Here is a 24,969-nt window from a genome sequence, read left to right as displayed (position 1 = left end):
ACTCACAACCAAACGGACAAAAGTATTTTGGTTCTTTCTTCCAAGAAAGAACACCCTCTTCCTTTAATACTGAAACTGATACTTCAACGCGACCGAGCTGCCAGGGTCGTTCTCCGGGGTGATCACCCCCGTCGTCACGCCGCCGGTTCCGACCGTGGTCAGCAGCTTGAGGCGGCGGGTCAGGTCGATCTGCACCTGCGCCTGCGTGCCGCCGCCGCTGGTGGCCTGCTTGGCGCCGACATACACGCCGCGCGCGACGTATTTCCCGGCTTCCACGCTGGCGCCGCTACCGCCATTGCCGCTGCTGCCGACCGAAAGCCGGTCGAGCCCCAGCGATTTCCGCACCGTGCCGAGCGGATCGAAGCCGCCGCCGGATCCGGTCAGCGACGCGAGCGCCGTGGCGATCTGCGCGATCTGCAACGGGCTCAGAGACTTCATTTCCTGGCCGAACAGGATCAGCGCCAGGATCTGGTCCTGCGGCAAGGGTGGCGTTGAACTGAGCGAGATCTTCGGCGCGGAGGCGTAACCGCCGACATTGAGCTGCGCCACGGTGGAATTGACGATGCTCTGCGCCACGAAGTCGAGCGACGGATCGATCTTGTGGTTCACGCCGGCGCCGTTGAAACCTACCCGCCCCTTGGTGAAGGCGAGCGAGATTCCGGCAAGATCGAAGGTGCCGTGACGCAGGTCGAATCCGCCGGAGATCACCGGCGCCGTCGAGGTGCCGCCGACATGCAGCTTTCCGCCCAGCTCGGCATCGAGCCCGTGGCCGCGCACGAAGATCTCGCCCGGCGCGTTCAGGGTCAGGTCGAGCCCGATCAGCAGGGCAGCGGCATCGCTCGCCGTGGGCGGTTTCTCGCCCGGACGGATCACGTCGAGACGCGCCACCGAAGGCGGCAGGCCGTTCGGGATGTTGATGGAAGCGCCGTCGATGGTGACGGTGCCGCCGACATCGATGCGTGTGGAAGCCTGACCGTGAATGCGCATGTCGGCATCCAGCGTCGCGGTCAGCAGATCGCTCGACAGCGGACGCGCCTTGCTGGCCACCACATGCAGATCGACCGGCAGGCCGGGCTGCAACGCGCCCACCGTGCCGGTCGCGCCGATGGTGCCGCCGCCGGCATGGGCAAGGAGATGATCGATGGAGATCGCCTTGCCGTCTGCGCGGATCAGCGCATCGATCGCGGTCAGGCGCACGCCCTGGCCGAAATCCTGGAACTGCCCGTTATCGAGCCGGATCGTGCCGGTCAGGTTCGGATCGTGCGCGGTGCCACCCGCCGCCAGAGCGAGCTGGATCACGCCCTGAACCTCGCGCCCCTGCGCGCCCAGAACCGCGTTGGCCAGGCGCAGATCGACGCGCCCATCCGCGCGCATGGCGATCGGCCCGGTGGCGGACAGCGGCGCGGTGCCGTCCACCGCCAGCGCGACGTCCGGGCCTGCGGCGAGCTTCGCGTCGACACGGGCGCTCTTGCCGGCGAGTGCGACGTTGGCGGTGAGCGAGGCCGGCGGCAGCGACGCAGCCGGGCCGGTGCGAAGCTTCAAACCGTTGGCCTGCAACCGCACGGTGCCACCCGGTGCAGCGGTGGTGCCGGTCAGATGCGCCTGCATCGCGATCACGCCGGCGGCGTCCAGCGTCGGCGCGAAGGGTTTGGCGAGCGCGGGCGTCACGTTGCTGATCTCGGCGTCGAGGTTGAGTTTCGGCATGATCTGGCCGCGCAGATCGACCAGAGCGGGAGACGCGCCGCCTGCCTGCGGAGCGACGGACAGGCGCAGGCGATCCACCGATTTCTCGTTGCCGAAGGCGATCGCGGCCGGCCCGAGCAGGCGCAACGCCTCGCCCTTGCCGGTGGCGGCGAGACGGCTGATCGCCACGCGCTTTTGCGGCAGGTCGAGCCGTAGCGCCGTGTCCAGCGTGGCCGGCGCACCGGCGGCGATCATGTTGGCGCGCGCGGCGACGTCGAGCGCGTCCTCGGGTCCGCGCGCGGTGGCATGGGCCTGACCGGAAACGCCGGCAGCGTCGATCCCGCTCGCGTCCAGGGCGAGGTTGACCGAGAGTTTGCCGAGCGGGTCGAGCACGTTGCCTTGCAGGGTGAGCCTGCCGACACGCGCGGAAGCGGTGCCGCCATTGGCACGAACATCCACCAGAACCCGCGGCGCGGGCGCACCCGCCGGCTGCTCGGTGTGGATATCGGCCTGCACCGCGCCGCCGATCGGCTGGCCGATCACCGAACGCAGATCGGCCAGACGCGCCATGCGGATCTGCAGCGACCCGAGCGGCAGTCTGGCGCCCGGCGGCAGGGTCATGTCGGCGCGGCCGGTGGCGCTCTTCCAGTCCAGCGTCTTCAGGATCAGATGCAGCGTGCCGTCGGCGAGACGGGCCGCCTGGGCGCGCACGGTGAGCGGCGCGCGGTCGAGCGTGCCGTCCAGGGCGATCGTGCCTTCCGGCGCTTTCGGCAGATGCGCGGCGTCGATCAGCAGATGCAGCTTGCCGGGCGGCAGGGTGGCGGTGCCCGGCGTGCCGTCGGCGACCAGATGCGCGGACAGATCGTCGGTCGGACCCTGCGCCGTGCCCTTGATCGACAGCGCCCCGCGCAGGCTCGGCACCGCCCGCGCCAGAGCGGGGAGATCGAGACCGAAACGCGCATCCAGAACGTTGTTGCTGTCCGTGCCACTGGCCTGGAGATGCAACGCGTCGCCGTCGAGCGTCAGACTGCGCAGCGCCAGGTCGTTGCCGTTCTTGCCGGCATCGAGCGCGATGCGTCCGTTCGCGCCGATCAATCCGACCGCCTGGGGCTGGCCGCCGGTGATGACGATCGGGCCGGACAGGGTGGCGTCGGCCTTCTGTCCGGACAGGCGGAAGCCGAGATCGAGCGCCGCGTGACCGGCGAGCGGCGTGCTGGCGGCCGCTGCGAGCGGGGCGAGATCGGGCAGGACGATATGCAGCGCGCCGTTCGGCGAAGGCTGCGTGTTCACCCGCCCGGTGATGGCGGCGAGCGCATGGGTGAGCGAGAGTTCGACCGGTCGCGACGCGACATGCGGGTCGTACTGCGCATCCAGCACCAAAGGCGCGCCGGCCAGCAGGGTCGGCTTGGGTCCGGGAATCCGCACCCCGTCCGCCACCAGATGCAGCGTGATCGGGCCGCTGTTCTCGTCGCCGCCAAAGCGGGCGTTCAACGTGTTCACCCCGGCGCCGGGCGCTGCCAGCTCGTCGATGGCGAGCGTGCCCTGCCCGCCCGGCGCGACGGGCGTGCCCACCAGATGGGCGTCGAGCGCCAGCTTGTTCCAGCGCACCGACGGCACCGGCTGCATCGCCGGCGCATGCAGCGCCAGCGCCACGTCGAAATGCGGATGAACCAGATCGAGGAGGCCGTGCGCGCCCAGATCGAGCACGCCCGTGCGGGGGCTTCCGGCCGTGGCGGCGAGGGCCAGCTTGTCCGCGTTGCGCGGGCCGTCGAGATCGAGCTGGAGATGCAGCGGCGCCAGCACCGGCAGATGGCCGAGAGTGGCGACGAAGCCGGTCTCGCCATCCTCGATCGTGGCGTGCAGTCCGAGACGGCCGGGGGTGATCAGCGTGGCGAGTTTCACGCCGCCCGGCTGATCGAGACGGCGTATGTCGAGCGCGAGGTCGGTGTCGGGCAGCGTGTCGATCGCGGCCCCGTCCAGGATCGGCGCCAGATCGGCGATGCGAGCATGTCCGTCCGCGGACAGCACCATCGGCGCGCCGGCCACGGCCTCGGCGACCACGAACCGGTTGATCTGCAAGGCGTCGATGCGGATCGCCAGATGCAGCCCACTCTTGGCGCCAGGCTTGGCGGGCGGCGACGGCTTGGCATGGGGATCGGCGCTGGGCAGCCGATCGACGGCGATACGTTCGGCCTGGACGCGCTCCACATGCGCCGTCATGCCGATCAGCGCGAGCGGCGACCAGTCGAGCTGCAAACCGTCGATGCTGAGCCAGGGGCCTTTCCAGTCCGCCACCTGGATGCGTCGCGCGGTGAGCGCATCGGGAAAGCGTCCGCCGAGACCGTCGATTCGGATCATCCCGCCGGTCAGCGATGCAGCCTGCTGCTCGATCAGGCGCCGGCCGGGCCCGGTATTGGCGCCGATCAGCACCACGAGAAGCACCAGAACGATCAGGCCGAGCGGCAAACCGACCAGCAGACCCAGCAGCCAGAACACGATGCGGCGCACGGAACGGCGCGGCGCGGCGTTGGGGGCGGTGTCCGACATCAGAACGCCTCCCCGAGGCCGACATAGAGTTCGAAACTGTCGCCGCCGCGCGGCTTGTTCAGCGGCACCGCGACATCGACGCGGATCGGGCCGATCGCGGTGTAGTAGCGCGCGCCGACGCCGGCACCGACGCGCAGCGTGCCGGCGAACGGCGCCGAGCCGCTGCCGACCTGACCGGCATCGGCGAAGGCGGCGAAGCCGAAGCTCTTGCCGATCCGCTGCCGGAATTCGACCGTGCCGGCATCAAGCGACGTGCCGCCGACAGGATTGCCATCCCGGAACAGCGGACCGATGCCCTGATACTTGAACCCGCGCACGGTGCCGCTGCCGCCGGCATAAAGCCGCTGATCGGGCGGCAAATCGAACGTGTCCGCCCCCTGAACGGAGCCGACGATGGCGCGCACGGCGATCACGCTGCGGCCGGGTTTGGCGAGGCCGATGCGGTGCAGATCGAAATAGGTCGAGGCCGTGGCCTGAAGGATCGTGAAGAAGGTGTTGGCGCCGGTATTGGTGCCGCCGTTGTTGCCGTTTCCGCTGCCGAAACTGTAGGTCGGCGTGGCGCCGAGCGAGACGCGGAAACCATGCGTCGGATCGTCCAGCGGATTGGCGAGGCCGGTATTGTCGAAATTGGCCGTGAGCGGGACGAAGGCGAGCGTGTAGGAGCGCGACACGCCTTCCTGCCGGATACGCTCCTGCTCCGCGCCCAGACCGCCGGACACGCTCCATTGCTTGTTGATCTTGCGGTTCACCAGCCCACGCACGAGCAACGCCGTCTGGTTGTAGGCCTGGAGGTTCTGCTTCAGCCCTTCCACGCGCAGATCGAGCGACTGGTCGCGCCGGAAGAAGAACGGCCGCAGCAGATCGGCATAGACGTCGTAGCCCAGCCCGTTCTGCGACGTGCCGCCGAGGCCTGTGAGCAGCGCCACGAGCGAGAGCTTCTCGCCGTTGCCGAACAGGTTGTGATCGGTCCAGGTCACGCCGGCAGAGCCGCCGAGATCGGTGGAATAACCGGCCTGGAGCGCCACGGTATGGCGCAGCGCCTCGGTGAAATCGAAGGTGAGCGGCAAGGTGCCGTTCGGGGCCGGCGCAGTCGCGGCGGAAACGGCCACGTTGGAAAAGACGCCGGTGGACGCGAGATCCTGTCGCGCCGCCTCGATCCGGCTCGGCTGATACAGCTCGCCCGGATGCACCAGCAGCAGCTTGCGCACATAGGACGCATGGACGTGCTTCAACCCGTCCAGCGTGATCCGCCCGATATCGAGACGAGGCCCCTCGGTCGCCGCGTAGCGGATGTCGAGCGTGCGGCTGTCGGAATGCAGGATCGCCACGGGCGGCTTCACCGTGGCGAAGGCGTGCCCGTCTTCCTGTAACGCCGTCTGCAGACGCCCGCCCGCCGCCAGAACGTCGGAGGCCACCGCGTCCTGCCCCGTCTTGAGACCGAACGCGGTCTGCTCGGCCGGTGTCAGTTGCTCACCCTGCGGGAGAGTGAGCGTGACGGTGCCGAGGTGGAACATCGGCCCGCGCTCGGCGGAGATGCGGATCGGCACCGGTTTGCCTGCCGGCCAGGCCGCCAGCACGTCGGGCAAGGACGGGTCTTCGGCGGACTTTCCGGCAACGGTGATGGTGATGTGCCCGGCATAAAAGCCGAAGCTTTCCAGAGCGGTGCGCAACGTCGCCTCGTCGCCGCGGGCCCGTCCGGCCAGCGCGAACGGGCTGACCGCACGCGTTTTCTGCAAGGTGATCAGGGCGGAGGAACCGCGCAGGGCTGCATCGACGGCGCCGTCGCCGGTGGGCACCAGGGTGGTCTGGTAGGCGACCGGATCGGCCGCGCGCGCCGTCTGGCCGAATGGCGGCCAGGATGCCGAAACGCCGCCCGCGATCACACCGACGGCAGTGCCGCAGCGAAGCACCCCATGGAGGGACATGCGGGAGGATGGGCGCAAGAACGGGCGGAGGACGATGGACGAACCCGGCCGCGACGCCGTTCCGCTGGGGCAGGACGGTTCACAGAGGCCGACCGGCCGGCGGAAACGGAGGAGCGCGGCGCGAAGGCCGGTTTGGCGGTTCCTCAGGGCGTAGTCCTCGCGCGTCTCGGATCGGCGTTGCCGGTTTTGTAGCACAAAGCCCCAGATTGTCGTCCCGCCCCCGGACAGGCTAGAAACGGCGCATGCAGGCAGCTTCCGGCAGCCAACCCCGGCACGCATGCCGGCCGGCGCCTCCCACCCCGTCCCCGTCGATCTCGCCCGGCCAGAAGCCCTCCCAAGGCCTGGGCCAGGGCCTGAGCCACAGGCGCAGCATGCCGTTGCTGTCCGGCTGGGAGGATCCGTCTGTGGAGCGCAGGCTTCCCGGCCCGTCCCCCACCACCCGTCTGGCCCGCAACCTGCGCGTGGCACGGCGCATCACGCTGATCCTGGGCTGGACCGCGATCTCCTGCGTCATCCAATCGGTGATGCTGGCGCTGCCAGGCCGGGGCAAGGTGCGGTTCGCCGCACGCTACTGGAGCGTCGTGTCGCGCCTGATGGGCATGCGCGTGCGCGTCCTGGGCAGATCCGCCGCACAGGCGCCGCGCGCCCGAAGGCGGCCGGTGATCTATGTCTGCAACCATTCCTCCTGGATCGATGTCCCCGTTCTGGGCGGCAGGCTCCATGCCTGTTTCGTGGCCAAGGAGGAGGTCGGGGGCTGGCCCGTGGTCGGCACCGTGGCCCGGCTCGGCCGCACCCTGTTCGTCAGCCGGCAACGCAAGGCCACCGGACGCGAACGCGACGACATGAGCCTACGCCTGAAGGCCGGCGACGACCTGATCCTGTTTCCCGAAGGCACCTCGTCGGACGGTTCGCGGGTGCTGCCGTTCCATTCGTCGTTCTTCGCCGCCGCCAAGGGCGGGGCTGCCGCCGACGTGCCGCCGCTGAACGAGATCCCGCTGATCCAGCCGGTCTCGGTCGTCTACGACCGGCTCGGCACGTTGCCGGTCGGGCGCGCCAACCGCACCGTGTTCTCCTGGTATGGCGACATGGATCTGGCGCCGCACTTCGTCCAGCTCGCACGCTGGCGCGGCATGCGGGCGAGCATCTGGCTGCACGACCCGCTCGATCCGGCCGATTTCGCTTCGCGCAAGGCGCTGAGCCAGGCCGCCTGGACCGCGATCGCCCGCGGTTGCGCCGCTTTGCGTCAGAACCGGGCGGATCCGGCGGACTGACAGGCGCCTCCGGGCCGACGGGATCGCCGCGATCGCCCTCGGCGACCGGGGTTCGTTGAACATCGTATGACACCGGAAGAACGGCGCTTTTTCCCTTGACCGGCCGCGTCGCTTTTTGCCTGATCGTCTCGTCGCAGGCGGTTCGGGGAGACTCGCTTCCGGTTCGTCCTGCCACGAGGAGTTTTCGTCAGATCGGCCACAGCATCGCCCTGGTGTTCCGGATCGCCCAGCACGCCCTATCGGCGGCGTGCGTCGTCGGCGCAGGCCCCCATGAGTGATCTGCGCTTGACCGGGGCGGCCGCGCACCGGATTCCTGCGCTCATGTCGCCGATCGCCGAAACGAACTCCATGTCCGATACCCCGAACACCGCGCCCAAGCGCCTGCACGTCATCACCTGGGGCTGCCAGATGAACGTGTACGACAGCGCCCGCATGACCGACGTGCTGCGTCCCCTGGGCTATGCCCCGGTGGACAGCCCGGAGGGCGCCGACATGGTGATCCTCAACACCTGCCATATCCGCGAGCGGGCGGCGGAGAAGGTGTTCTCCGAGCTGGGGCGTCTGCGCGTGATCAAGGAAGCCCGCGCCGCCGAAGGACAGAACACGGTTCTGGCCGTGGCCGGCTGCGTGGCGCAGGCGGAAGGCAAGGAGATCGTCGCTCGCGCGCCGTTCGTGGATCTGGTGCTGGGCCCGCAGACCTATCACCGCCTGCCGGAAATGGTGGCTCGCGCCGCACGTGCGGCCGGCGCGGTGATCGACACCGATTTCCCGGCCGAGCAGAAATTCGACTTCCTGCCCGAAGCCGCCGGTCCGCAGCTCCCCGGCAACGTCACCGCCTTCCTCACCGTGCAGGAGGGCTGCGACAAGTTCTGCTCGTTCTGCGTCGTGCCCTACACGCGCGGCGCCGAGGCGAGCCGGCCGGCGATGGCGGTTCTGGCGGAAGCGCGACGCATGGCCGCCTCCGGCGTGCGCGAGATCTCCCTACTGGGCCAGAACGTGAATGCCTATCACGGCGAAGGGCCGGACGGCGCAACCTGGGATCTGTCCCGACTGCTTTACGCACTGGCCGAGATCCCCGGCCTCCATCGCCTGCGCTACACCACCTCGCATCCGCGCGACATGGGCGAGACGCTGATCCGCGCCCATCGCGACCTGCCGCAGCTGATGCCGTTCCTGCATCTGCCGGTGCAGAGCGGCTCCGACCGCATGCTCCAGGCGATGAATCGCGGCCACACCGCCGACGAATATCGCCGTCTGGTGGACAGACTGCGCGAGCACCGGCCCGATCTGGCGCTGTCGTCGGATTTCATCGTCGGCCATCCGGGCGAGACCGAAGCGGATTTCGCCGACACGATGCGTCTGGTGCGCGATGTCGGCTACGCGCAGAGCTATTCGTTCTCCTGGTCGCCGCGTCCGGGCACGCCGGCCGCCGGCGCGCCGAACCGCGTGACCGATGCCGTCTCGCATGCCCGCCTTCTGGAGCTCCAGGCGCTGATCCGCGAGCAGCAGGACCGGTTCAACGCCGACAGCGTCGGCCGCACGATGGACATCCTGTTCACCGGACGCGGCCGCAAGCCCGGCCAGCTGTCCGGACGCAGCCCCTATCTGCAGGCGGTGCACGTCCAGGGCCCGGATTCGTTGATCGGCACCACGCGAAGGGTGGCGATCGAGCGAATGCTCACCAATTCTCTTTCAGGATCGTTCGTCCCCGTAACGGAGAGTGCCTGCGCTTGACCGAACTCGCCACCCGCCCCACCCCCTCTCCCTCCGGCCAGGAGGCGTTCGCTCGTACCGGTGTGGGGATGGTTGGTGGCGCGGAACCGCGCAGCGCCACCTTGCAGTTCAACGACAACGCTCTGCTGCAACTGCTGCTGGGCGATCATGACCGCCATCTGGTGCGGCTCGAACAGGGGCTCGGCGTCCGGCTGGCCTGTCGCGGCAACCGGGTGTCCATCGCCGGCGATCCGGGCCGCGTGGCGCTGGCGCGCTCGACGCTGGGCGCGCTCTACAGACGGCTCGAGGAAGGCCGCCCGGTGGAATCCGCGGATGTGGATGCGGCGATCCGCATGTCCGACATCCATCACGACGTGCTGGATCCGAAGAAGGAGGAGCGTATGGCGGGACGCATCGGCGGCGGTTCTCAGGCGGGGCGCTTCCAGGGATTGCCGGGACCGGCGATCCTGCACGCCTCGGACGATCCCAAGCTGCCGTTCGGCGACCTGCCGGCCATCCGAACCAAGCGCGGCGCGATCGAGCCGCGTTCTCCGGGACAGGCCGCCTATATGGACATGCTCAACACCAACGAGATGGTGTTCGGCATCGGCCCGGCCGGCACCGGAAAGACCTATCTCGCCGTGGCGCAGGCGGTGGCGATGCTCCAGGCCGGGCGCGTGGACCGCATCGTCCTGTCCCGCCCGGCGGTGGAAGCGGGCGAGCGCCTCGGCTTCCTCCCGGGCGACCTGAAGGAGAAGATCGACCCCTATCTGCGGCCGCTCTACGACGCGCTGCACGACATGATGCCCGGCGATCAGGTGCTGCGCCGCATGACCTCGGGGGAGATCGAGGTGGCGCCGCTCGCCTTCATGCGCGGACGCACCCTGGCGCATGCCTTCGTGATTCTCGACGAGGCGCAGAACACCACGGTCGCGCAGATGAAGATGTTCCTGACCCGCATGGGGTCCGGCACACGCATGGCGATCAACGGCGATCTGAGCCAGATCGACCTGCCGAACGGGGTCTCTTCCGGGTTGCGCGACGCGGTGGAAACGCTGGAAGGCCTGCCCGGAATCGGCTTCGCGCGGTTCGAAAGCCGCGACGTGGTGCGTCATCCGCTGGTCGCCAGGATCGTCGATGCGTATGATCAGCGCGCGGCGGCAGAACGGGACACCACCCGGAACCGGACCCGCCGGGAGCACGATGGAACCTCGAAGTAGAACCGGCCGCCCTTCCGAAACGGAAGGACGATCGAAAGCGGACCGCAAGAAGGACCGGAAACGGGACAAGCGGGCGCGACGGGCGGCTCAGGATTCGGCCAGGACGGCGCATGCCGTGGCGGGCGTATCGCAGCATGCGGCCGCACGGCGTCTGGCCGAAACGCCGGACGAGGTCGAGATCTTCGTGGTGGACCGGCGCTGGCGCCGGCTCGTGCCGGGCATCGAGCGCCTGGTGCGTCGCGCGGCCCTGGCCGGCGGCGGTGCCGGCTCGGTGGTGCTCGACAACGATCTGCGCATCCGCCACCTGAACGCGCGCCATCGCGGCAAGAACAAGCCGACCAACGTGCTGACCTTCGAGACTCCGCCGGGGGTGCCGGGCGGCGACATCGTGGTCGCGCTGGAAACAGTGCGTCGCGAGGCGATCGCCGCGGGGCGCCGTCCGCGCCATCATCTGGCGCATCTGATCGTGCATGGCGCGCTGCATCTGCGCGGCCACGATCACCACCGCGCCGGCGACGCGCGACGCATGGAAATGGAAGAAGCCCGCATCCTCCGTCGCCTGGGCGTGCCCAATCCGTGGAAGCCCGCCTCCGCCCGTCGGGCCGGGGAGTTGCGCCCCGGAGAGCACCGATGAGCGCCGAGGACCACAAGCCGGAACCGCGACGGTTCGGGCTGATGAGCTGGCTCGGCGGCAAGCGCGCCGATCTCGACCTGCGCGCACGCGTCGCGGCCCTGGTGCAGGAAGCCGCCGACACCACGCCGACCGACGGCGAACTGCCCGATCTCGACCGGCAGGAACGGCTGCTGATCGCCAACGTGCTGCGCCTGCGCGAAACCACGGCGGACGACGTGATGGTGCCGCGCGCCGACATCATCGCCATGCCGGTCTCGATCGGGCTGGACGAGGCGCTGGCGACCATGCGCCGGGAAAACCATTCCCGTCTGCCGGTCTACAACGAGCAGCTCGACGACGTGGTGGGCATGGTCCATGTGAAGGACCTGCTGGCCTATAACGGCCCCAGCGAGAGCTTCCGCCTCCAGGCGATCCTGCGGCAGCCGCTGATGATCGCGCCGCAGACGCCGGTGCTGGACCTGCTGCTGCAGATGCGCCTGCGCCGCATCCATCTGGCGCTGGTGATCGACGAGTACGGCGGCGTGGACGGGCTGGTGACCATCGAGGATCTGGTGGAAACCATCGTCGGCGACATTGCGGACGAGCATGACGAGCCGGACGTGCCGATGCTGGTGGAGCGGCATGACGGCACGCTCGACATCGACGCGCGCATGCCTGTGGAGGATTTCGAGGCCAGGTTCGGCCCGCTGCTGACCGAGGACGAGCGGGACAGCGATATCGACACGATCGGCGGTCTGGTGTTCCGCCTGGCCGGGCACGTGCCGACGCGGGGCGAGGTGGTGAGCCATGAATCCGGGCTGCAATTCCGGGTCATGGACGCCGACCCGCGCCATATCCGCCGCTTGCGGGTGCGGCCGCCGGAGCCTGCCAAGGAAGAGTTGGCCGACGCAGGCTGAGACATTGAAGAGGTGTTCTTTCTTGGAAGAAAGAACCAAAGAACTTCTGTCCGCTTGAGTAAGTGCGGCGTTGCAACCATACCAAACGGATAGAAGTCTTTTTGCTTCTTTTTCTTCAGAAAAAGAAGACCCTCACTTCGGCCGCTTGATGAAGAACGACGCGGACGCACTGGCCAGAAGCTGACCGTCCGCATCGCGCAACGTCGCATCGGCCACACCCAGCGAGCCGGACAGATGTGTCACCACCCCTTCCGCACGCAGCTCCTGGTCGCGCGGCACAGGCCGCATCATCTTCACCGACAGATCGACGGTGCCGTAAGCACAGCCGGCAGGCAGGCGGGTATGCACCGCGCAACCGGTCACGGAATCCAGCACGGTGGCGGCGAACCCGCCATGCACGCCGCCGAGCGGGTTCAGGTGGCGCCCATCCGCACGGACGCGCATCACGGCGCGTCCGTCTTCGACCTCCAGGCCGAGGAGGCCCATGGTCTCCGCGATGGAGGCGTTGGGCAGGGTACCGTCTCCCATCGCACGCAGGAGTTCGAGACCGGACAGGGTTCTGGGGTCCATGACGGCGTCCTCAGCGATGCGACCAATGGGCGGCGCGTTTCTCCACAAAGGCGTTCATGCCCTCCTTCTGGTCGGCAGTGGAGAACAGCCCATGGAACACATGGCGTTCGTAGCGTAGTCCTTCGGCCAAAGGCAGTTCCTCGGCCCGGTTCACCAGCTCCTTGATCGCGCGGGTGGCGGAGCGCGACATGCCGGCGATCGTACGGGCGATCTCCAGCGATGCCGAGGCCAGCTCCGCCGCCGGCACGACGCGCGACACGAGACCGATCCGGTCGGCCTCGGCGGCGTCGATCATGCGGCCGGTCAGACACATCTCCATCGCGCGCGGCTTGCCGACGATGCGGGTCAGGCGCTGCGAACCGCCGAAGCCGGGCGACACGCCGAGCTTCACCTCGGGCTGGCCGAACCGCGCCGTGTCCGCGGCCACCAGCACGTCGCAGGACATGGCGAGTTCGCAGCCGCCACCCAGGGCGAAGCCGCTCACGGCGGCGACGATCGGGGTGCGGATCGCGCCCATCGCCATCCACCCGCCAGCCCAGTCGTGCTCGGCCATCTCCGCGGCGCTCAGGTGCTGCATCTGCTTGATGTCGGCCCCGGCGGCGAAGGCGCGCTCCGAACCGCGCAGCAGGATGCAGCCGATCGCCTCGTCGGCATCGAAGCCGCGCAGCGCATCCAGCACGTCGCGCAGCATCTGCGCGTTCAGGGCGTTCAGCGCTTCCGGCCGGTTCAGGGTCAGGAGTCCGACACGGCCATCGGTCTCGACCAGGACGGTCTCAAAGGTCTTCGGCATGACGTGCCTCTCCCCGTTCGTTCGGCGTGTGCCGTTATTGTCGGGAGGTGAGGCTAGACCCGCGCGCCGGCTTCGGTCGAGCCGGGTCCGTCAGCCGCCGGGCGACGCCTCGGCCTCGCGATCCGCCCGGTCGCGCTCGGCTTCGAGCTGACGGTGCGCGTCGCGGTCCTGCGCTTCCACGAAGACGCGGCGCACTTCGGGATGGGCGTCGCGGATGCGCCGTTCGATGCGCGACACGCTGCGCTCCACGGCGGCGGCGCTTTGCCGGTCGTCGAAATCGAGGCTCAGCGCGACCAGAACGTCGCGCGGGCCGAAATGCATGGTGAGGATCTCGTTGGCGCGCGACACGTCCGGCTCCGCGGACACGATGCGGAGGATGCTGGCGCGCACCTCGGGCGAAACGCTTTCGCCGGCCAGAAGCGACTTGCTTTCCCAGGCCAGGAAACCGGCGGTCGCGGTCAGGATCGCGCCGACCAGGAGCGAACCGACCCCGTCCAGAACCGGCATGTCCAGTGCCTGCGACAGCCAGACGCAGAGAAGGGCGGCAAGCAGACCGAGCAGGGCGGCACTGTCCTCGAACAGGACGGTGAAGCTGGTCGGATCCTTGGAACGCTGCACCGCCTCGATCCAGCCGCTCCGTCCCTTCACCGCGCGGAACTCGCGCAGCGCCAGCACCCAGACGGCCCCCTCGAACAGGATGCTGCCGCCCAGCACCAGATAGTTGACCCAGGAATCGTCCACCGGGTGCGGATGACGGATCTTGTCGATGCCCTCAATGATCGACACGCCGGCGCCGACGCCGAAGATCAGCACCGCCACGACGAAGGTCCAGAAATACAGCAGCAGCCCGTAGCCGAACGGGTGCTGCGCGTCGGCGGGGCGTGCGGCCTGCTTCAACCCGTGCAGCAGCAGGAGCTGGTTGCCGCAATCCACCAGGGAGTGGATCGCCTCGCTGAGCATGGAAGAGGAGCCGGTCCAGAACGCGGCCGCGAACTTGCCGGCCGCGATCAGGACGTTGCCGCCCAGAGCCGCGAAGATCACCAGACGAGAGGAGGAATGCGCCATGAAGCGAGTGTAGCGGGTTTGAACGGTGTGCGTCTCACCGTGGCGGTGCGTCGCCCTGGCTGATCGCGATGACGACCAGACCAATCTCCGCAGCGTAGATCACACCGGCGATGATGCCGGAGATCCAGGCCGCCTTTCGCGAGACGCCGCCGGCCTGCTCGATCGCGCCGGGCCAGTGGATACGGCCGGACTCCCGAAGCACCTCCAGACGTTTCATGGCTTCGGTGAGATAGGCGCGGCGGGCCATCGTGGCGGCCATGACGGAGATGATGAGACCGCTGGTGGCGGGGAGTTGCGGGATGACGGCGACGGCCACGATCATGGCGCAGAGAAGACCGGCAAACACCCAGAGCTTACGGTAGAAGAACCATACCGGTCCGACGAAGAAGGCCGGCCAGCAGAAACCGCCCCAGGCGATGGCCGAGGACTGCTTCGCCACCATCTTGTTGTAAAGCGGCATGAAGCTGTCGGCATTCGGGCCGATATAGCGCCGCAAGTCCTCCCTACGCTCAGCGGGATCGCCGTTGCGCAGGAAATCATCCGGTCTGGCCATCGTGTCGTTCCCTGGAAGCGCTGCTTACGGCTGCGCAACGTCTGACGCCGTTCCGGGTGCCCACGGCCGACGACACACAATCGCGAGTTGCAGGCCGATCAGCCTTGGGCGCGATTAAATTTCATCGTGAATGATAATCGGATCAACGCGCGAGGGTTTGCGACACGACGATCGCTTCGGCAGCGTTGGGGACGCCGTGATAATGGCGCTTGGCCTGGTGACGGATGGCGGCGAGGCTCGGCATGGTGGCGCCGTGCAGGGGACGAACCCTGTCATGGGTGGCGAAGAAGCGGTGGCCGGTGCTGCCGGATTGCAGGATCGCCGCCCCCACGAACACGCCATCCACCTCGACGATTTCGCTCTTGATCATGGTCGCCGCTCAGTCCTCGTAGCCATAGTCGCCTGCCCGCATTCCCGGGGCAGGACGACACGAACGCGCCGTGCACGTTAGGGTTCATCGTGTTGACGCGGATATAACGTGTCCCAAGGTGGTTTCGTGTGGAGCTTCGATGACGTTGCGAGGGGCGCATGACGCGCTGAAGAGCTGGCGGCTGGCCGAACCGCGCGATCTCGGGGCGATCGACCAGCTGGCGGCGCAGGTGCATCCGGACTACCCGGAACGGCCGGCGGTGTTCGCGAACCGGCTAGCGCTGCATCCGAGCGGGGTGCGTCTCGCGGAACGGGACGGCGTGCCGGTCGGCTACGCGATCGGGCATCCGTGGCGTGGGGCGGCGCCCCTGCTGAACCATGTCCTGCCTGCCCTGCCGGACGCGCCGGACCAGTACTGGCTGCACGATGTGGCGTTGCTGCCGGAGATGCGGGGGCAGCGCCTCGGACGGGCGGCCCTGCTGCTGCTCCGGGCGGACGCGTTGGGATGTGGGCTGCGGCGGATGCGTCTGGCGGCGGTGGGGGATGCGATGCCCTACTGGCGGGAGGCCGGATTCAGGCCGATCGCGGACCCTTTGCCGGAGTGCTACGGCGACGGCGCCATCGCGATGCAGTGGGAGGGCTGAAACGCTCAAGGCTTCGGGCGCCACGCGGCGAACGGGGTGGCCTGTCCGGGTTTGTCGCGGATCACCTGGGGCGGACCGTCCGGTGCCAGCGCTTCGGCGTCGGGGCTGTCGGTCCTGGGCGGGCTCCAGGACTGGATGCGTTCGTTGTCGAACACGAAGCCGCCGGACACCGGATCGAAGCGGAAGGTAATGAAATCGGTCCAGTGCTGGCCGCAGGCGACGCCGTTCTCGATGGTGAAGAAGCGTCCGCGCGCGGCGATCATGCCGTAGCCGTTCTCGAGGAACGGGTCGCATTGGCCGCCCCCATCGGCCCGCATCACCACATGATCGTTGCGGGCGACCGGTTTGTCGCCGTCCGCGTGCTTCTCCAGGATCAGCAGCGGACGCGGCGCGGCGTCGTCCGTGCTTTCGCCCTCGCCGTCACGGCCCAGGGCGACGATGCGGAACATGCGCCGGGGCTGGCCGGCGGAGAGCGTCGCCGAGGCGAGCACGTGGTAGCCCGGCAGCAACGGGGGTTCGGCTCGCGCCGCTGCCGGAACGAGGACGGCGCCGAGCAGGAGGGCCAAGCGCCGGAGGATCATCTTCTCAGCTCTGCGCCAGCCGGACCAGCCGGTCGAGCCCCTGCCGGTTGCCGAGCACGGCGGCGCGCTCGGCGGAGGACAGGAGGCGGAGCGCGCCGGGAAGGTCGTCGGCCTCGTCCAGCTTGGCAAGGCCCAGCGCCAGCACCGGCTCGAACGGATCGACGCCGCGCCTCCGCTCGGGCGGCAGCATGGCGCGATGCGCGTCGAGCAGCACCGGATCGCGCAGCAGGCGGCGGAGGGATTCGCCCGGTTCCAGGTCGATGCCGGCGCGTTGCAGCGCGACGGCGCGGGACAGGACGGCGGGCGGGGCGGTCTCCTCGGGGATGCGGAGCAGGCCGGCGCGTCCGAACGCCAGACCGAGATCACGGCCTGCCGTGAGCGAGACCAGCGGCACGGCCAAAGCGAGGCCGATCAGCACCGGCGACATCCAGAGAAACAAGGCCGGCGAGACCAGCCAGGCGATGATCGCCAGCACGATGCCGAACACCATGTAGCGCCAGTAGCCGGACCAGACCACGGAAAGCGGGATATGTCCGTCGTCGCGCCGTTGCGCGTTCCAGCCGGAATCGCGCCCGGCCAGGATGGAGATCACGCCGCTGGTCTGGATCAGCATCGCCACCGGGGCGATCAGGCCGCCGACCAGCGTTTCCAGCAGCAGGCTGAGCAAGGCCCGCATTGCGCCGCCCGCGCCGCGACGGTCCTCGGGTTTCAGCAGCAGCACCAGATAGGCGAGCAGCTTGGGCGCCAGCAGCACGGCCATGGTGCCGATGAACACCCATTTCGCGAGCACCGGATCGACCTGCGGCCAGTTCGGGAACAGCAGCTTGCTGTCTCCGAAATATTCCGGCTTCACGAAGCGGGCCTGGATCGAGATCAGGATGCCGCAGAGCAGGAACACCAGCCACAAAGGCGAGGTGATGTAGGAGCCGATCCCCATCAGCAGATGGAGGCGACTGACCCAGTGCAGACCGCGCGCCGGCAGCACGCCGGCATGCTGCAGGTTGCCCTGGCACCAGCGCCGGTCGCGGATGGCGATGTCGGTGAGCGAGGGCGGGCTTTCCTCGAACGAGCCGGGAAGTGCCGGGACCATGTGGATGGCCCAGCCCGCGCGACGCATCAGGGCGGCCTCCACGAAATCGTGGCTGAGGATGTGTCCGCCGACCGGACGGCGACCCTTGAGCACCGGCAGCCCGGCCTGTTCGGCGAAGGCGCGCGTGCGGATGATGGCGTTGTGGCCCCAGTAATTGCCTTCGGAGCCGTGCCACCAGGCGATGCCGGCGGCGATCAGCGGGCCGTACACCCGGCCCGCGAATTGCTGCATGCGCGCGAACAGGGTGGAGCCGTTGACGATCACCGGCAGGGTCTGGATCAGCCCCACGCCGGGATGCGCTTCCATGGCGGCGGCGATGCGGACGATGGTCGATCCGTCCATGACGCTGTCTGCATCGAGCGTGATCATCTGCGGATAGGCCGCACCCCAGCGGCGCACCCATTCGCCGACATTGCCGGCCTTGCGCTCGGTGTTCTTGGCGCGGCGCCGGTAGAAGATGTGCTGCTCGCCGCCGACGTCGCGTCGCAGGCGCAGGAAGGCTTCTTCCTCTTCCAGCCACACATCCGGGTTGGTGGTGTCGGACAGGATGAAGACGTGGAACGCATCCAGGCGCCCCGTCTCGCGCAGGCTCTCGAAGATGGCGCGCAGGCCGGCCATCACCCGGCTCGGGCTTTCGTTATAGGTCGGCAGCAGCAGAGCGGTGCGCGAGCGCAGCTCCGGCAGCGGGCCGGTGCGCGAGATACCGAGGCCGAGCCCGCCGCCGGTCAGCATCGACAGGAAGCCGCCCAGCGACGAGGTGAAGGCCAGCGCGATCCAGGCGAACAGCACCACAAACAGGATCAGCACCATGATGCCGAGCGTGTTGGCACCGTTGCCGTTCAGCACGAAATACATCTCGTACGCGCCGAACAGGGTGAGCAGGATCGCGCCGCCGATCACGAACAAGCGGCGCAGGACCAAGGTGGCGGGGCGCGTTTCGGGCGCGTCTCCACGCTCCGGCGCCTCGCTGAGCGATTGCACCGGCATGTGCAGCGGCGCTTCCGGCGGCAGGGCCGGAAAGCGGTCGAGCCCGTGCGCGACCAGAGGGGAGACCAGGGGGGCGGTCACGGCGTCCAACGATAGGCCCAGAGTTCGGAGATCGGGCCCTGGTCGTTGTTCAGCGTGCCGTGCAGTTCCACCAGCTTGGCGCTGCCGGGATAGAACTCGAAGGTGACGCGCCAGCCCTGGATATAGGGGTTGGGCACCACCACCACGTTGCGGATATCGCCCGTGCTGGCGCCGATATTGGCGTGCAGCTTCGCGTCCGCGCCCAGGGTGCGGACGGCCTCGCCGGTGAAGTCGAGCATTACGAAACGGCCCTTGCGGTCGTCGGTTGCGCCGATGCGGGTGCTGGCGATGCGGGCGAGGTTGGTGCTCCAGGGATTATCCCAGCACCAGTGCATCCTGTAGGTGAAGGAATACTCGCCGCCGGCCGCGAGCGGCGCCTTGGGACGCCAGAACGAAACGATGTTGTCGTTGACCTCGTTCGGTGTCGGCAATTCCACCAGATCGACGAAGCCGTCGCCCCAATCGCCGATCGGCTCGATCCAGAGCGAGGGGCGCTTCTGGTAGTCGAGCGCCAGATCCTCGAAATCGGCGAAGGAGCGACCGCGCTGCATCAGGCCGAAGCCTTTCGGTGCGGTGTCGGCGAAGGCGCTGAACTGGAGGTCGATCGGGTTGCAGAGCGGACGCCAGATCTGGTCGCCCTTGCCGTTCCACATCGACAAACCCTCGCTGTCATGCGCCGCCGTGCGGGCGTCGTCGACATGGGCGTGATCGTTGGGGCCGAAATAGAACATGCCCGTGAGCGGGGCGATGCCGGAGGAGCGGATCTCCTTGCGCGGGTAGAGCGTGGTCTCGACGTCGAAGATGGTTTCGTCGCCGGGACGGATGGTGAAACGGTAGGCGCCCGTGACGGTGGGGCTGTCGAGCAGCGCGTGCACGACGATGGCGGTGACGCCGGGCTGCGGCTTTTCCAGCCAGAAGGCGCGGAACAGGGCGAACTCTTCCTTCTGTTCGCCGGTGCCGTTGGCGAAGCCGCGCGCGGACAGGCCGTATTCCTGTCCCTTGGCGACGGCGCGGAAATAGGACGCGCCGAGGAACACCGCGATCTCGTCGAAATAATCCGGCCGGTTGATCGGGTAGTGCAGGCGGAAGCCGGCGAACCCGATCGGGTCGGTGACGCGCAGCTTCACGTCCTCGTAGGTGAACAGGTCGGGGTCGTAGCCGATCGCGTCGGCCTTGCCGTCCTTGACCTCGAACATCTCGATGCGGGGGCGGTAGAGGAAGCCGCGCGGCAGGAACTCGACCTGGAAGTTCAGGTTCTGGCCGCGCCAGAGCGCGCTTTCCTTCTTGAAGCGTATGCCGCGATACTGATCGAAATCGAGCGAGTCGATCGGGCCGGGCAGATGCTCGTCGGGCGGCTGATAGGCATGGCGGGACATGCTCTGCGCCAGCTTGCGGACGGTGGAGGCGTCGAACGGGCCGGGCGCCGGCAGGTCCGCAGCGGCGGCGCGTGCGTGCCGCGCCGCCAGGACGGCGAGCGAAGCGCCTGCGCCGGTACGAACCAGGTCGCGTCTGGTGAAGCTCAAGCCTGTTCCCCTTGCGGCGATGATCGTGAAGGTTCCTGCAGTATCAGTTGGGGGCGCGTCGTGGCAATTTGAGGGTGACGGGGCGGCAACGACATCAGGGATCACAGCCCAGTCTTTGCATAGCTATGCAACCCCTTCGGCACCTTATCGTTGTGCAACGCAGCACGGGGCCTCGCGGCCGGCGTGCGCGGGAGGCACCGGCCGATGAACAGACGATCCATGCTCCGATCCACCTTGCTGGGCCTGGGCGGCCTTGCCGCCGGACGCGCTGAGGCGGCCGGGTCGCCTCCCCTGCCGACCCCGCCGATCCAGCCCGGCAACACCGATCGCGGCTATCCGGATGACGGCGTTCTGGAGATCGTGGCCGAGTTCATGGGTCCGGGGCCGAGCGGCGTGGCGGTGACGCCCGATGGGCGGATCTTCGTTTCGTTTCCGCGCCATGCCGACGACCATCCGGGTGCCACCTTGTGCGAGTTGCGCGACGGGGTCCTGACGCCGTTCCCGAGCCGGGCGATGAGTTATCCGTCCGATGCGGCGCCGAAGGACTACATCCTGTCGGCGCACGGCATCGCGCTCGATGCGAAGAACCGTCTCTGGATCATCGACAACGGCAAGCGGGCCGGGCATCCGATCCCGGATGGCGGCGCCAAGGTGATGGGGTTCGACGTCGAGACCGGCGCGGTGATCGCCAGCATTCCTTTGCTGCCGCCGGTCTTGTTGCCGGACAGCCACATGAACGACCTGCGGATCGACCTGACGCATGGCGCAGCGGGCACGGCGTTCGTGACGGATTCCTCGTTCGGTACCAGCCCTGCTTTCGTGGTGGTGGATATCGCCAGCGGCCGCAGCCGCCGGGTTCTGGCGCGCCACCCCTCCACCAACGCCGAGCCCGGTTTCATGGTGGTCCAGGAAGGTCGGCCTCTGGTCTACGATCCTGCGCATCCGAGCTTCACCGTGGGCGGCGTGGACGGCATCACCTTGTCGCCGGACAGCGGGACGGTGTTCTACGCCGCGTTGACCAGCCGGAAATTGTTCTCGATCCCATCCGCGCTTCTGGCCGATCCGAACGCGGATGACGCGGCGCTGGCAAAGGGGATCCGCTACGAAGGCGAGAAGGGCGTGGCCGACGGCCTGGCGCACGATGCCGAAGGGCGGATCTACACCACGAATTTCGAGCACGACGCGATCCTGCGCCGGAACACGGACGGCTCGTTCGACAGCATGGTGCACGATCCGCGCATCGTGTCTCCCGACGGCATCACCACCACGGCGACGCATGTGTACTGCACGCTGGGGCAGTGGAACCGTTTGAAGAGTTTCAACGACGGAAAGGATCTTCGCCGTCCGCCCTATCTGCTGATCCGCGTTCCGCTGGTGCATCCGCTGCGGTTCGACGCCGCCGCGCCCGGACAGGGAGTAAGCCCGTGAGCGTTTCGCCGATGCGCCGCCTCGTCGCCGCGATGATGTTGTCGGGTCTTGCCGCGCCGGCCATGGCGGCGGAGGCGCCGCCGCCCTTCACCTATCGGCATCTCTGGACCGATGCGAAGGGGGAAAGCCATATCGCCGTGTGCCGCATGGCGCATTTCGATCTGAAGAGCATGAGTCCGCCGGCCGATCCGCAATGGCAGGATCGCGACAGCGGCGCGGGGCATGCGCTGATGACGATCCAGCCCGACCGGTGGAACGCCGCATGGCACGAGGATCCGCACCCGCAATGGATCGTGCCGTTGCGCGGACGCTGGTTCGTGGAAGCGCAGGACGGGACGCGCGCCGAGATGGGGCCGGGCGACATCATGCTGGGCGAGGACCAGAACACGCGCCCGAACCGGGCCGGCGAGAAAGGGCATCTGGCGGGAAATCTGACGCCGGGGCCCGTGGACCTGATGGTGGTGCAGCTCGATGCCGCGCCGACCATCGACCGGCCGTGTCACTTCCGATGACGCGCGCCCATCCCTCGACGGTGCGCGGCATGGATCATGTCGGCATCACCGTGCCGGATCTGGAGGCGGCGTCGCGTTTCCTGGTGGACGCCTTCGGCGCCGTGCCGCTCTACGACAATATCGAACGCAGCGAGGCGCCTACCGCCGGCAGCAAGGCGGAGGCGATGCTGCTCCTGGCGCCCGGCACGACGCTGGTGACCATGCGGATGCTGGCCTTGGGCAACGGTCCGGGCATCGAATTGTTCGAGATGCACGGGCCGGATCAGACAGCGGCGGCGCGGCCGAGCGATTTCGGTTTGCAGCATGTCGCGGTGAACGTGGACGATCTCGACGCGGCCTGCGCGCGGTTCGAAGCGGCGGGCGGCACGCTGGCGGCCGGGCCCAACGCGATGCTGGGGCTGGAAGAGGGGCCCGGCAACGGGTTCCGCTACGGGCGCACGCCCTGGGGGGCGGTGGTGGAGATGCTGACGACGCCGGGGCGGCAGGACTACGAGGACCGGACGGCGTTGCGACGCTGGAAGCCGCCGTCGGGCGTCGATCCGGGAAATCACGCCGGGAGCTGAGATCGTTACGCCCTTGCGTCCAAAACAACGATCTGCAATCGTTGCATTCGGGAAATACGTTCGAATGTGAAGATCATGCCGGGATCGCGCCGCCTCCGCCTCGTTCTGTTGTCCGGCGCGGCCCTGCTGGCCTGTGCCGGACATGCGCACGCGCAGGGCCATTCGGCCACGCTGCACACGACGCCGCAGTTCTCGTCGCTGCCGCAGACGCGGACCAACCCGACGCGTGCGCAGGCGCCCGGCGCCATCCATACCGGGCCCTGGGGAGTGTTCAACCAGCTCGACGGGTCGCCGGCGGGGTTCGGGCCTGTGGCGCGTTACGGGGCCGTGCGCTGGGCGGAGGACTGGTCGGCCCTGCGTGACCGCAAGCTGCGCAACGATCCGTTCGATCCGCTGAAATTCATCCGTTTGAACGATCCCGGGTCGGTCTATCTGACGCTGTCCGGCGAAAGCCGGCTGAAGAACTGGTTCGAGAACAGGCCCGTTCTGGGCACGCAGAAACCGGACGATTCCGGGCGCATGACGGTGCGCAATCTGCTGGGCGCCGATCTGCATCTGGGCGAGCATCTGCGCGCGTATGGCGAGCTGGTGAACGGCGATGCGGCGGGCTGGGGCGGCTACGGCTATTCGGCATCCTGGCGCACGCGTCTCGACGTGCAGCAGCTGTTCGTGGAAGCGAAGGCGAAGCTGCTCGGGGCGCGAACGGGCGTGATGTTCGGGCGGCAGGAATTCCTGGATGCACCAAACTACGTTCTGTATCTGCGGGAAACGCCGAATGTTCCGCTGTCCTATAACGGTGTTCGCGGCTATGCGGTGTGGCCGCGCATCCGGTTCGATGCGTGGGATTTCGTGCAGACCAACATCACGCCGCGCGCGATGTTCGCCGATCGTCCGAACTGGGGCACGCGTTTGTTCGGCGGTCTGGGCTCCTACGCTCTGCCGGATTTCACCTGGCTGAAACAGCCGGGACGGGTCTTTCTGGATGTGTTCTATATCGGTTACCTGCTCGGCAACGGATCGAATTCGATCGCGACGGCAACGGGAACGCAGAGCGGGTCGAGCCGGCGCGACAATGTCGGCACGCGACTATGGGGACGTGCCGGACCGCTGGAATTCTCCTTCGGCGGCATTCATCAGGGCGGATATTTCACACCCGCGAAATCGGCGCAGTCGCGAAATGTGGATGCCTACGCCGTCGACAGTTTCGTCGGCTGGCGATTCTGGAAACCGTATAGCCGTCCCTTGATCGGCGTGCAGGCGGATGTGTTCTCCGGTGGCGACGACCGTAAGCGCAGCGGCGATGTCGGCAGTTACGCGGCGCCGTTCAATCCGTCCACGAACTATCTCGACACGACCACCTACTTTGGAGAGTCGAACCTGATCAACATCGCGCCGCTGGTGGAGATCACGCCGAGCACGGGAACGCTGTTGCGGTTCCGCGTGCCGATCCTGTGGCGCGAAAGCACGAACGACGCGATCGTCTCGAGCAACCGCATCTATGGCTATCGCGCCAATTTCTCCGGCGGCTTCGTCGGCACCGTGCCGCAGGTGAGTTTCGCGTGGCGGATCACGCATCATCTGACCTGGAGCCACGATCTCGCGCGCGCTCTGGTCTCACGCTCGCTGCAGAAAGCGGGGGCGTCGGACGGAACCTACTACCTCTCCACGTTATCGTTCCGTTTCTAGATCGAACCGTTGGACGGACCGGGCGTTGCCCGGCCTGACCCGACGGAGTTCGATTGTTTGTTCAGCACCAGCACCCACCCCGTTCTCCGTTTCGCGCGTGCATCGTTGCCGCTCCTGCTGGGTCTCGGCGCCTGCTCGGTGAACGACAGCCGGATCGCGCGCGATGCGAAGACGTCCTTGATGGGTTTGAGCGAGGTGGAGTTGGAGTCCTGCCTGGGCGTTCCGGATCAGCATGCGACCTTCGGCAATACGGATGTGCTGACCTACTATGCGACCTCGTCGTCTTCGATGAGCTACTCGATCCCGATCGTGGGCGGGCTCGGATTCTCGAACGGCGGCTACTGCCATGCGACGTTCCGTGTGGATAACGGCCGGGTGACGCGGATCATCTATTCCGGCGAGAAGAACGCGACCCTGGCGCCGAACGCATACTGCACACCGATCCTGCGCTCGTGCATGAATTATCTGTCGGACCATCCCGAAGCGCATGCCGTTCCGGCCGACAGCGCGGATGCGACCAAGAACGGAAACACGAGCAGGGCGGTCCCGCCCGGAGCGGCCAGCGCGGCGCCGCAGCCGCAGGCTTCGGTCGCGGCGGCGCCGCGCAACGTGCCGACGCCCACGCCGCGGTGAGCCGG

21 protein-coding genes are annotated in these 24,969 nt (G+C 68.1%); 11 read left to right on the top strand and 10 right to left on the bottom strand.

The window, feature by feature from the left end; all coding sequences use genetic code 11:
- Positions 1-63: 63 nt before the first annotated feature.
- Positions 64-4,230 carry a translocation/assembly module TamB domain-containing protein gene (locus tag ACZ5BM_RS14095; protein WP_498908738.1) on the bottom strand — a complete coding sequence of 1,389 codons (4,167 nt, stop codon included), beginning with the start codon at positions 4,228-4,230 and terminating at the stop codon, positions 64-66.
- Positions 4,230-6,155 (bottom strand): autotransporter assembly complex protein TamA, encoded by a 1,926-nt coding sequence (locus ACZ5BM_RS14090; RefSeq protein ID WP_498908737.1) that lies wholly within the window; start codon positions 6,153-6,155, stop codon positions 4,230-4,232. The genes ACZ5BM_RS14095 and ACZ5BM_RS14090 overlap by 1 nt, the downstream gene beginning before the upstream one ends.
- Before the next feature lie 371 nt (positions 6,156-6,526).
- Here ACZ5BM_RS14090 and ACZ5BM_RS14085 point away from each other — a divergent pair, with 371 nt between their 5' ends.
- The 5 genes from ACZ5BM_RS14085 to ACZ5BM_RS14065 all read left to right on the top strand — a co-directional run bounded on the left by ACZ5BM_RS14085 (position 6,527) and on the right by ACZ5BM_RS14065 (position 11,889).
- Positions 6,527-7,426 carry a lysophospholipid acyltransferase family protein gene (locus ACZ5BM_RS14085; protein WP_498908736.1) on the top strand — a complete coding sequence of 300 codons (900 nt, stop codon included), beginning with the start codon at positions 6,527-6,529 and terminating at the stop codon, positions 7,424-7,426.
- A gap of 348 nt (positions 7,427-7,774) precedes the next feature.
- Entirely contained in the window at positions 7,775-9,160 is a 1,386-nt protein-coding gene (gene miaB, locus ACZ5BM_RS14080; protein ID WP_498911650.1) for a MiaB/RimO family radical SAM methylthiotransferase, read from the top strand.
- A gap of 68 nt (positions 9,161-9,228) precedes the next feature.
- Entirely contained in the window at positions 9,229-10,359 is a 1,131-nt protein-coding gene (locus tag ACZ5BM_RS14075; protein ID WP_498911648.1) for a PhoH family protein, read from the top strand.
- 115 nt (positions 10,360-10,474) lie between these two features.
- Positions 10,475-10,993: an rRNA maturation RNAse YbeY gene (gene ybeY / locus ACZ5BM_RS14070; RefSeq protein WP_498908734.1), complete on the top strand. Its 519-nt coding sequence runs from the start codon at positions 10,475-10,477 to the stop codon at positions 10,991-10,993.
- On the top strand, positions 10,990-11,889 hold the full coding sequence (locus ACZ5BM_RS14065; RefSeq protein WP_498908733.1) for a hemolysin family protein: 900 nt from the start codon (positions 10,990-10,992) through the stop codon (positions 11,887-11,889). Before ybeY ends, ACZ5BM_RS14065 begins: the two co-directional genes overlap by 4 nt.
- A 132-nt stretch (positions 11,890-12,021) precedes the next feature.
- Here the strand turns inward: ACZ5BM_RS14065 and ACZ5BM_RS14060 are convergent, their stop codons facing one another.
- From ACZ5BM_RS14060 to ACZ5BM_RS14040, 5 genes are all read right to left on the bottom strand, one after another.
- The gene (locus ACZ5BM_RS14060) at positions 12,022-12,459 is read right to left on the bottom strand and encodes a PaaI family thioesterase (RefSeq protein ID WP_498908732.1); all 438 of its coding nucleotides are present in this window, start codon (positions 12,457-12,459) and stop codon (positions 12,022-12,024) included.
- 10 nt (positions 12,460-12,469) lie between these two features.
- The gene (locus ACZ5BM_RS14055; RefSeq protein WP_498908731.1) at positions 12,470-13,249 is read right to left on the bottom strand and encodes a Clp protease/crotonase-like domain-containing protein; all 780 of its coding nucleotides are present in this window, start codon (positions 13,247-13,249) and stop codon (positions 12,470-12,472) included.
- A 90-nt stretch (positions 13,250-13,339) separates the two neighbouring features.
- Complete coding sequence (locus tag ACZ5BM_RS14050; RefSeq protein WP_498908730.1) at positions 13,340-14,314, bottom strand: cation diffusion facilitator family transporter; 975 nt, start codon at positions 14,312-14,314, stop codon at positions 13,340-13,342.
- 34 nt (positions 14,315-14,348) lie between these two features.
- Positions 14,349-14,867, bottom strand: a complete 519-nt coding sequence (locus ACZ5BM_RS14045; protein ID WP_498908729.1) for a DUF2628 domain-containing protein — start codon at positions 14,865-14,867, stop codon at positions 14,349-14,351.
- Positions 14,868-15,009: 142 nt separating this feature from the next.
- On the bottom strand, positions 15,010-15,237 hold the full coding sequence (locus ACZ5BM_RS14040; protein ID WP_498908728.1) for a hypothetical protein: 228 nt from the start codon (positions 15,235-15,237) through the stop codon (positions 15,010-15,012).
- 139 nt (positions 15,238-15,376) lie between these two features.
- Between ACZ5BM_RS14040 and ACZ5BM_RS14035 the strand changes: the two genes are divergently transcribed.
- A complete protein-coding gene (locus ACZ5BM_RS14035) occupies positions 15,377-15,880 on the top strand; it encodes a GNAT family N-acetyltransferase (protein WP_498908727.1) in 504 nt (167 codons plus the stop codon).
- 5 nt (positions 15,881-15,885) lie between these two features.
- Here the strand turns inward: ACZ5BM_RS14035 and ACZ5BM_RS14030 are convergent, their stop codons facing one another.
- From ACZ5BM_RS14030 to ACZ5BM_RS14020, 3 genes are read right to left on the bottom strand one after another with little or no spacing between them, the layout of a single operon-like run.
- The gene (locus tag ACZ5BM_RS14030) at positions 15,886-16,461 is read right to left on the bottom strand and encodes a hypothetical protein (protein ID WP_498908726.1); all 576 of its coding nucleotides are present in this window, start codon (positions 16,459-16,461) and stop codon (positions 15,886-15,888) included.
- Positions 16,462-16,465: 4 nt separating this feature from the next.
- The gene (mdoH, locus tag ACZ5BM_RS14025) at positions 16,466-18,628 is read right to left on the bottom strand and encodes a glucans biosynthesis glucosyltransferase MdoH (protein WP_498908725.1); all 2,163 of its coding nucleotides are present in this window, start codon (positions 18,626-18,628) and stop codon (positions 16,466-16,468) included.
- Entirely contained in the window at positions 18,616-20,142 is a 1,527-nt protein-coding gene (locus ACZ5BM_RS14020) for an OpgD/OpgG family glucan biosynthesis protein (RefSeq protein ID WP_498908724.1), read from the bottom strand. The genes mdoH and ACZ5BM_RS14020 overlap by 13 nt, the downstream gene beginning before the upstream one ends.
- A 204-nt stretch (positions 20,143-20,346) precedes the next feature.
- Here ACZ5BM_RS14020 and ACZ5BM_RS14015 point away from each other — a divergent pair, with 204 nt between their 5' ends.
- The 5 genes from ACZ5BM_RS14015 (at position 20,347) to ACZ5BM_RS13995 (ending at position 24,964) form a co-directional block, all read left to right on the top strand.
- A complete protein-coding gene (locus ACZ5BM_RS14015; RefSeq protein ID WP_498908723.1) occupies positions 20,347-21,570 on the top strand; it encodes an L-dopachrome tautomerase-related protein in 1,224 nt (407 codons plus the stop codon).
- On the top strand, positions 21,567-22,082 hold the full coding sequence (locus ACZ5BM_RS14010; protein WP_498908722.1) for a cupin domain-containing protein: 516 nt from the start codon (positions 21,567-21,569) through the stop codon (positions 22,080-22,082). The genes ACZ5BM_RS14015 and ACZ5BM_RS14010 overlap by 4 nt, the downstream gene beginning before the upstream one ends.
- Positions 22,079-22,645: a VOC family protein gene (locus ACZ5BM_RS14005; protein WP_498908721.1), complete on the top strand. Its 567-nt coding sequence runs from the start codon at positions 22,079-22,081 to the stop codon at positions 22,643-22,645. Before ACZ5BM_RS14010 ends, ACZ5BM_RS14005 begins: the two co-directional genes overlap by 4 nt.
- A gap of 75 nt (positions 22,646-22,720) precedes the next feature.
- Positions 22,721-24,331: an alginate export family protein gene (locus ACZ5BM_RS14000; RefSeq protein ID WP_498908720.1), complete on the top strand. Its 1,611-nt coding sequence runs from the start codon at positions 22,721-22,723 to the stop codon at positions 24,329-24,331.
- Between the two features lie 57 nt (positions 24,332-24,388).
- Entirely contained in the window at positions 24,389-24,964 is a 576-nt protein-coding gene (locus ACZ5BM_RS13995) for a hypothetical protein (protein WP_498908719.1), read from the top strand.
- The last annotated feature ends 5 nt before the right edge of the window (positions 24,965-24,969 follow it).

Source organism: Lichenicola sp. GTC18331, from assembly GCF_055386855.1.
Note: the sequence above shows the minus strand (reverse complement) of the source record. Positions and strands in the feature narration are given on the sequence as shown.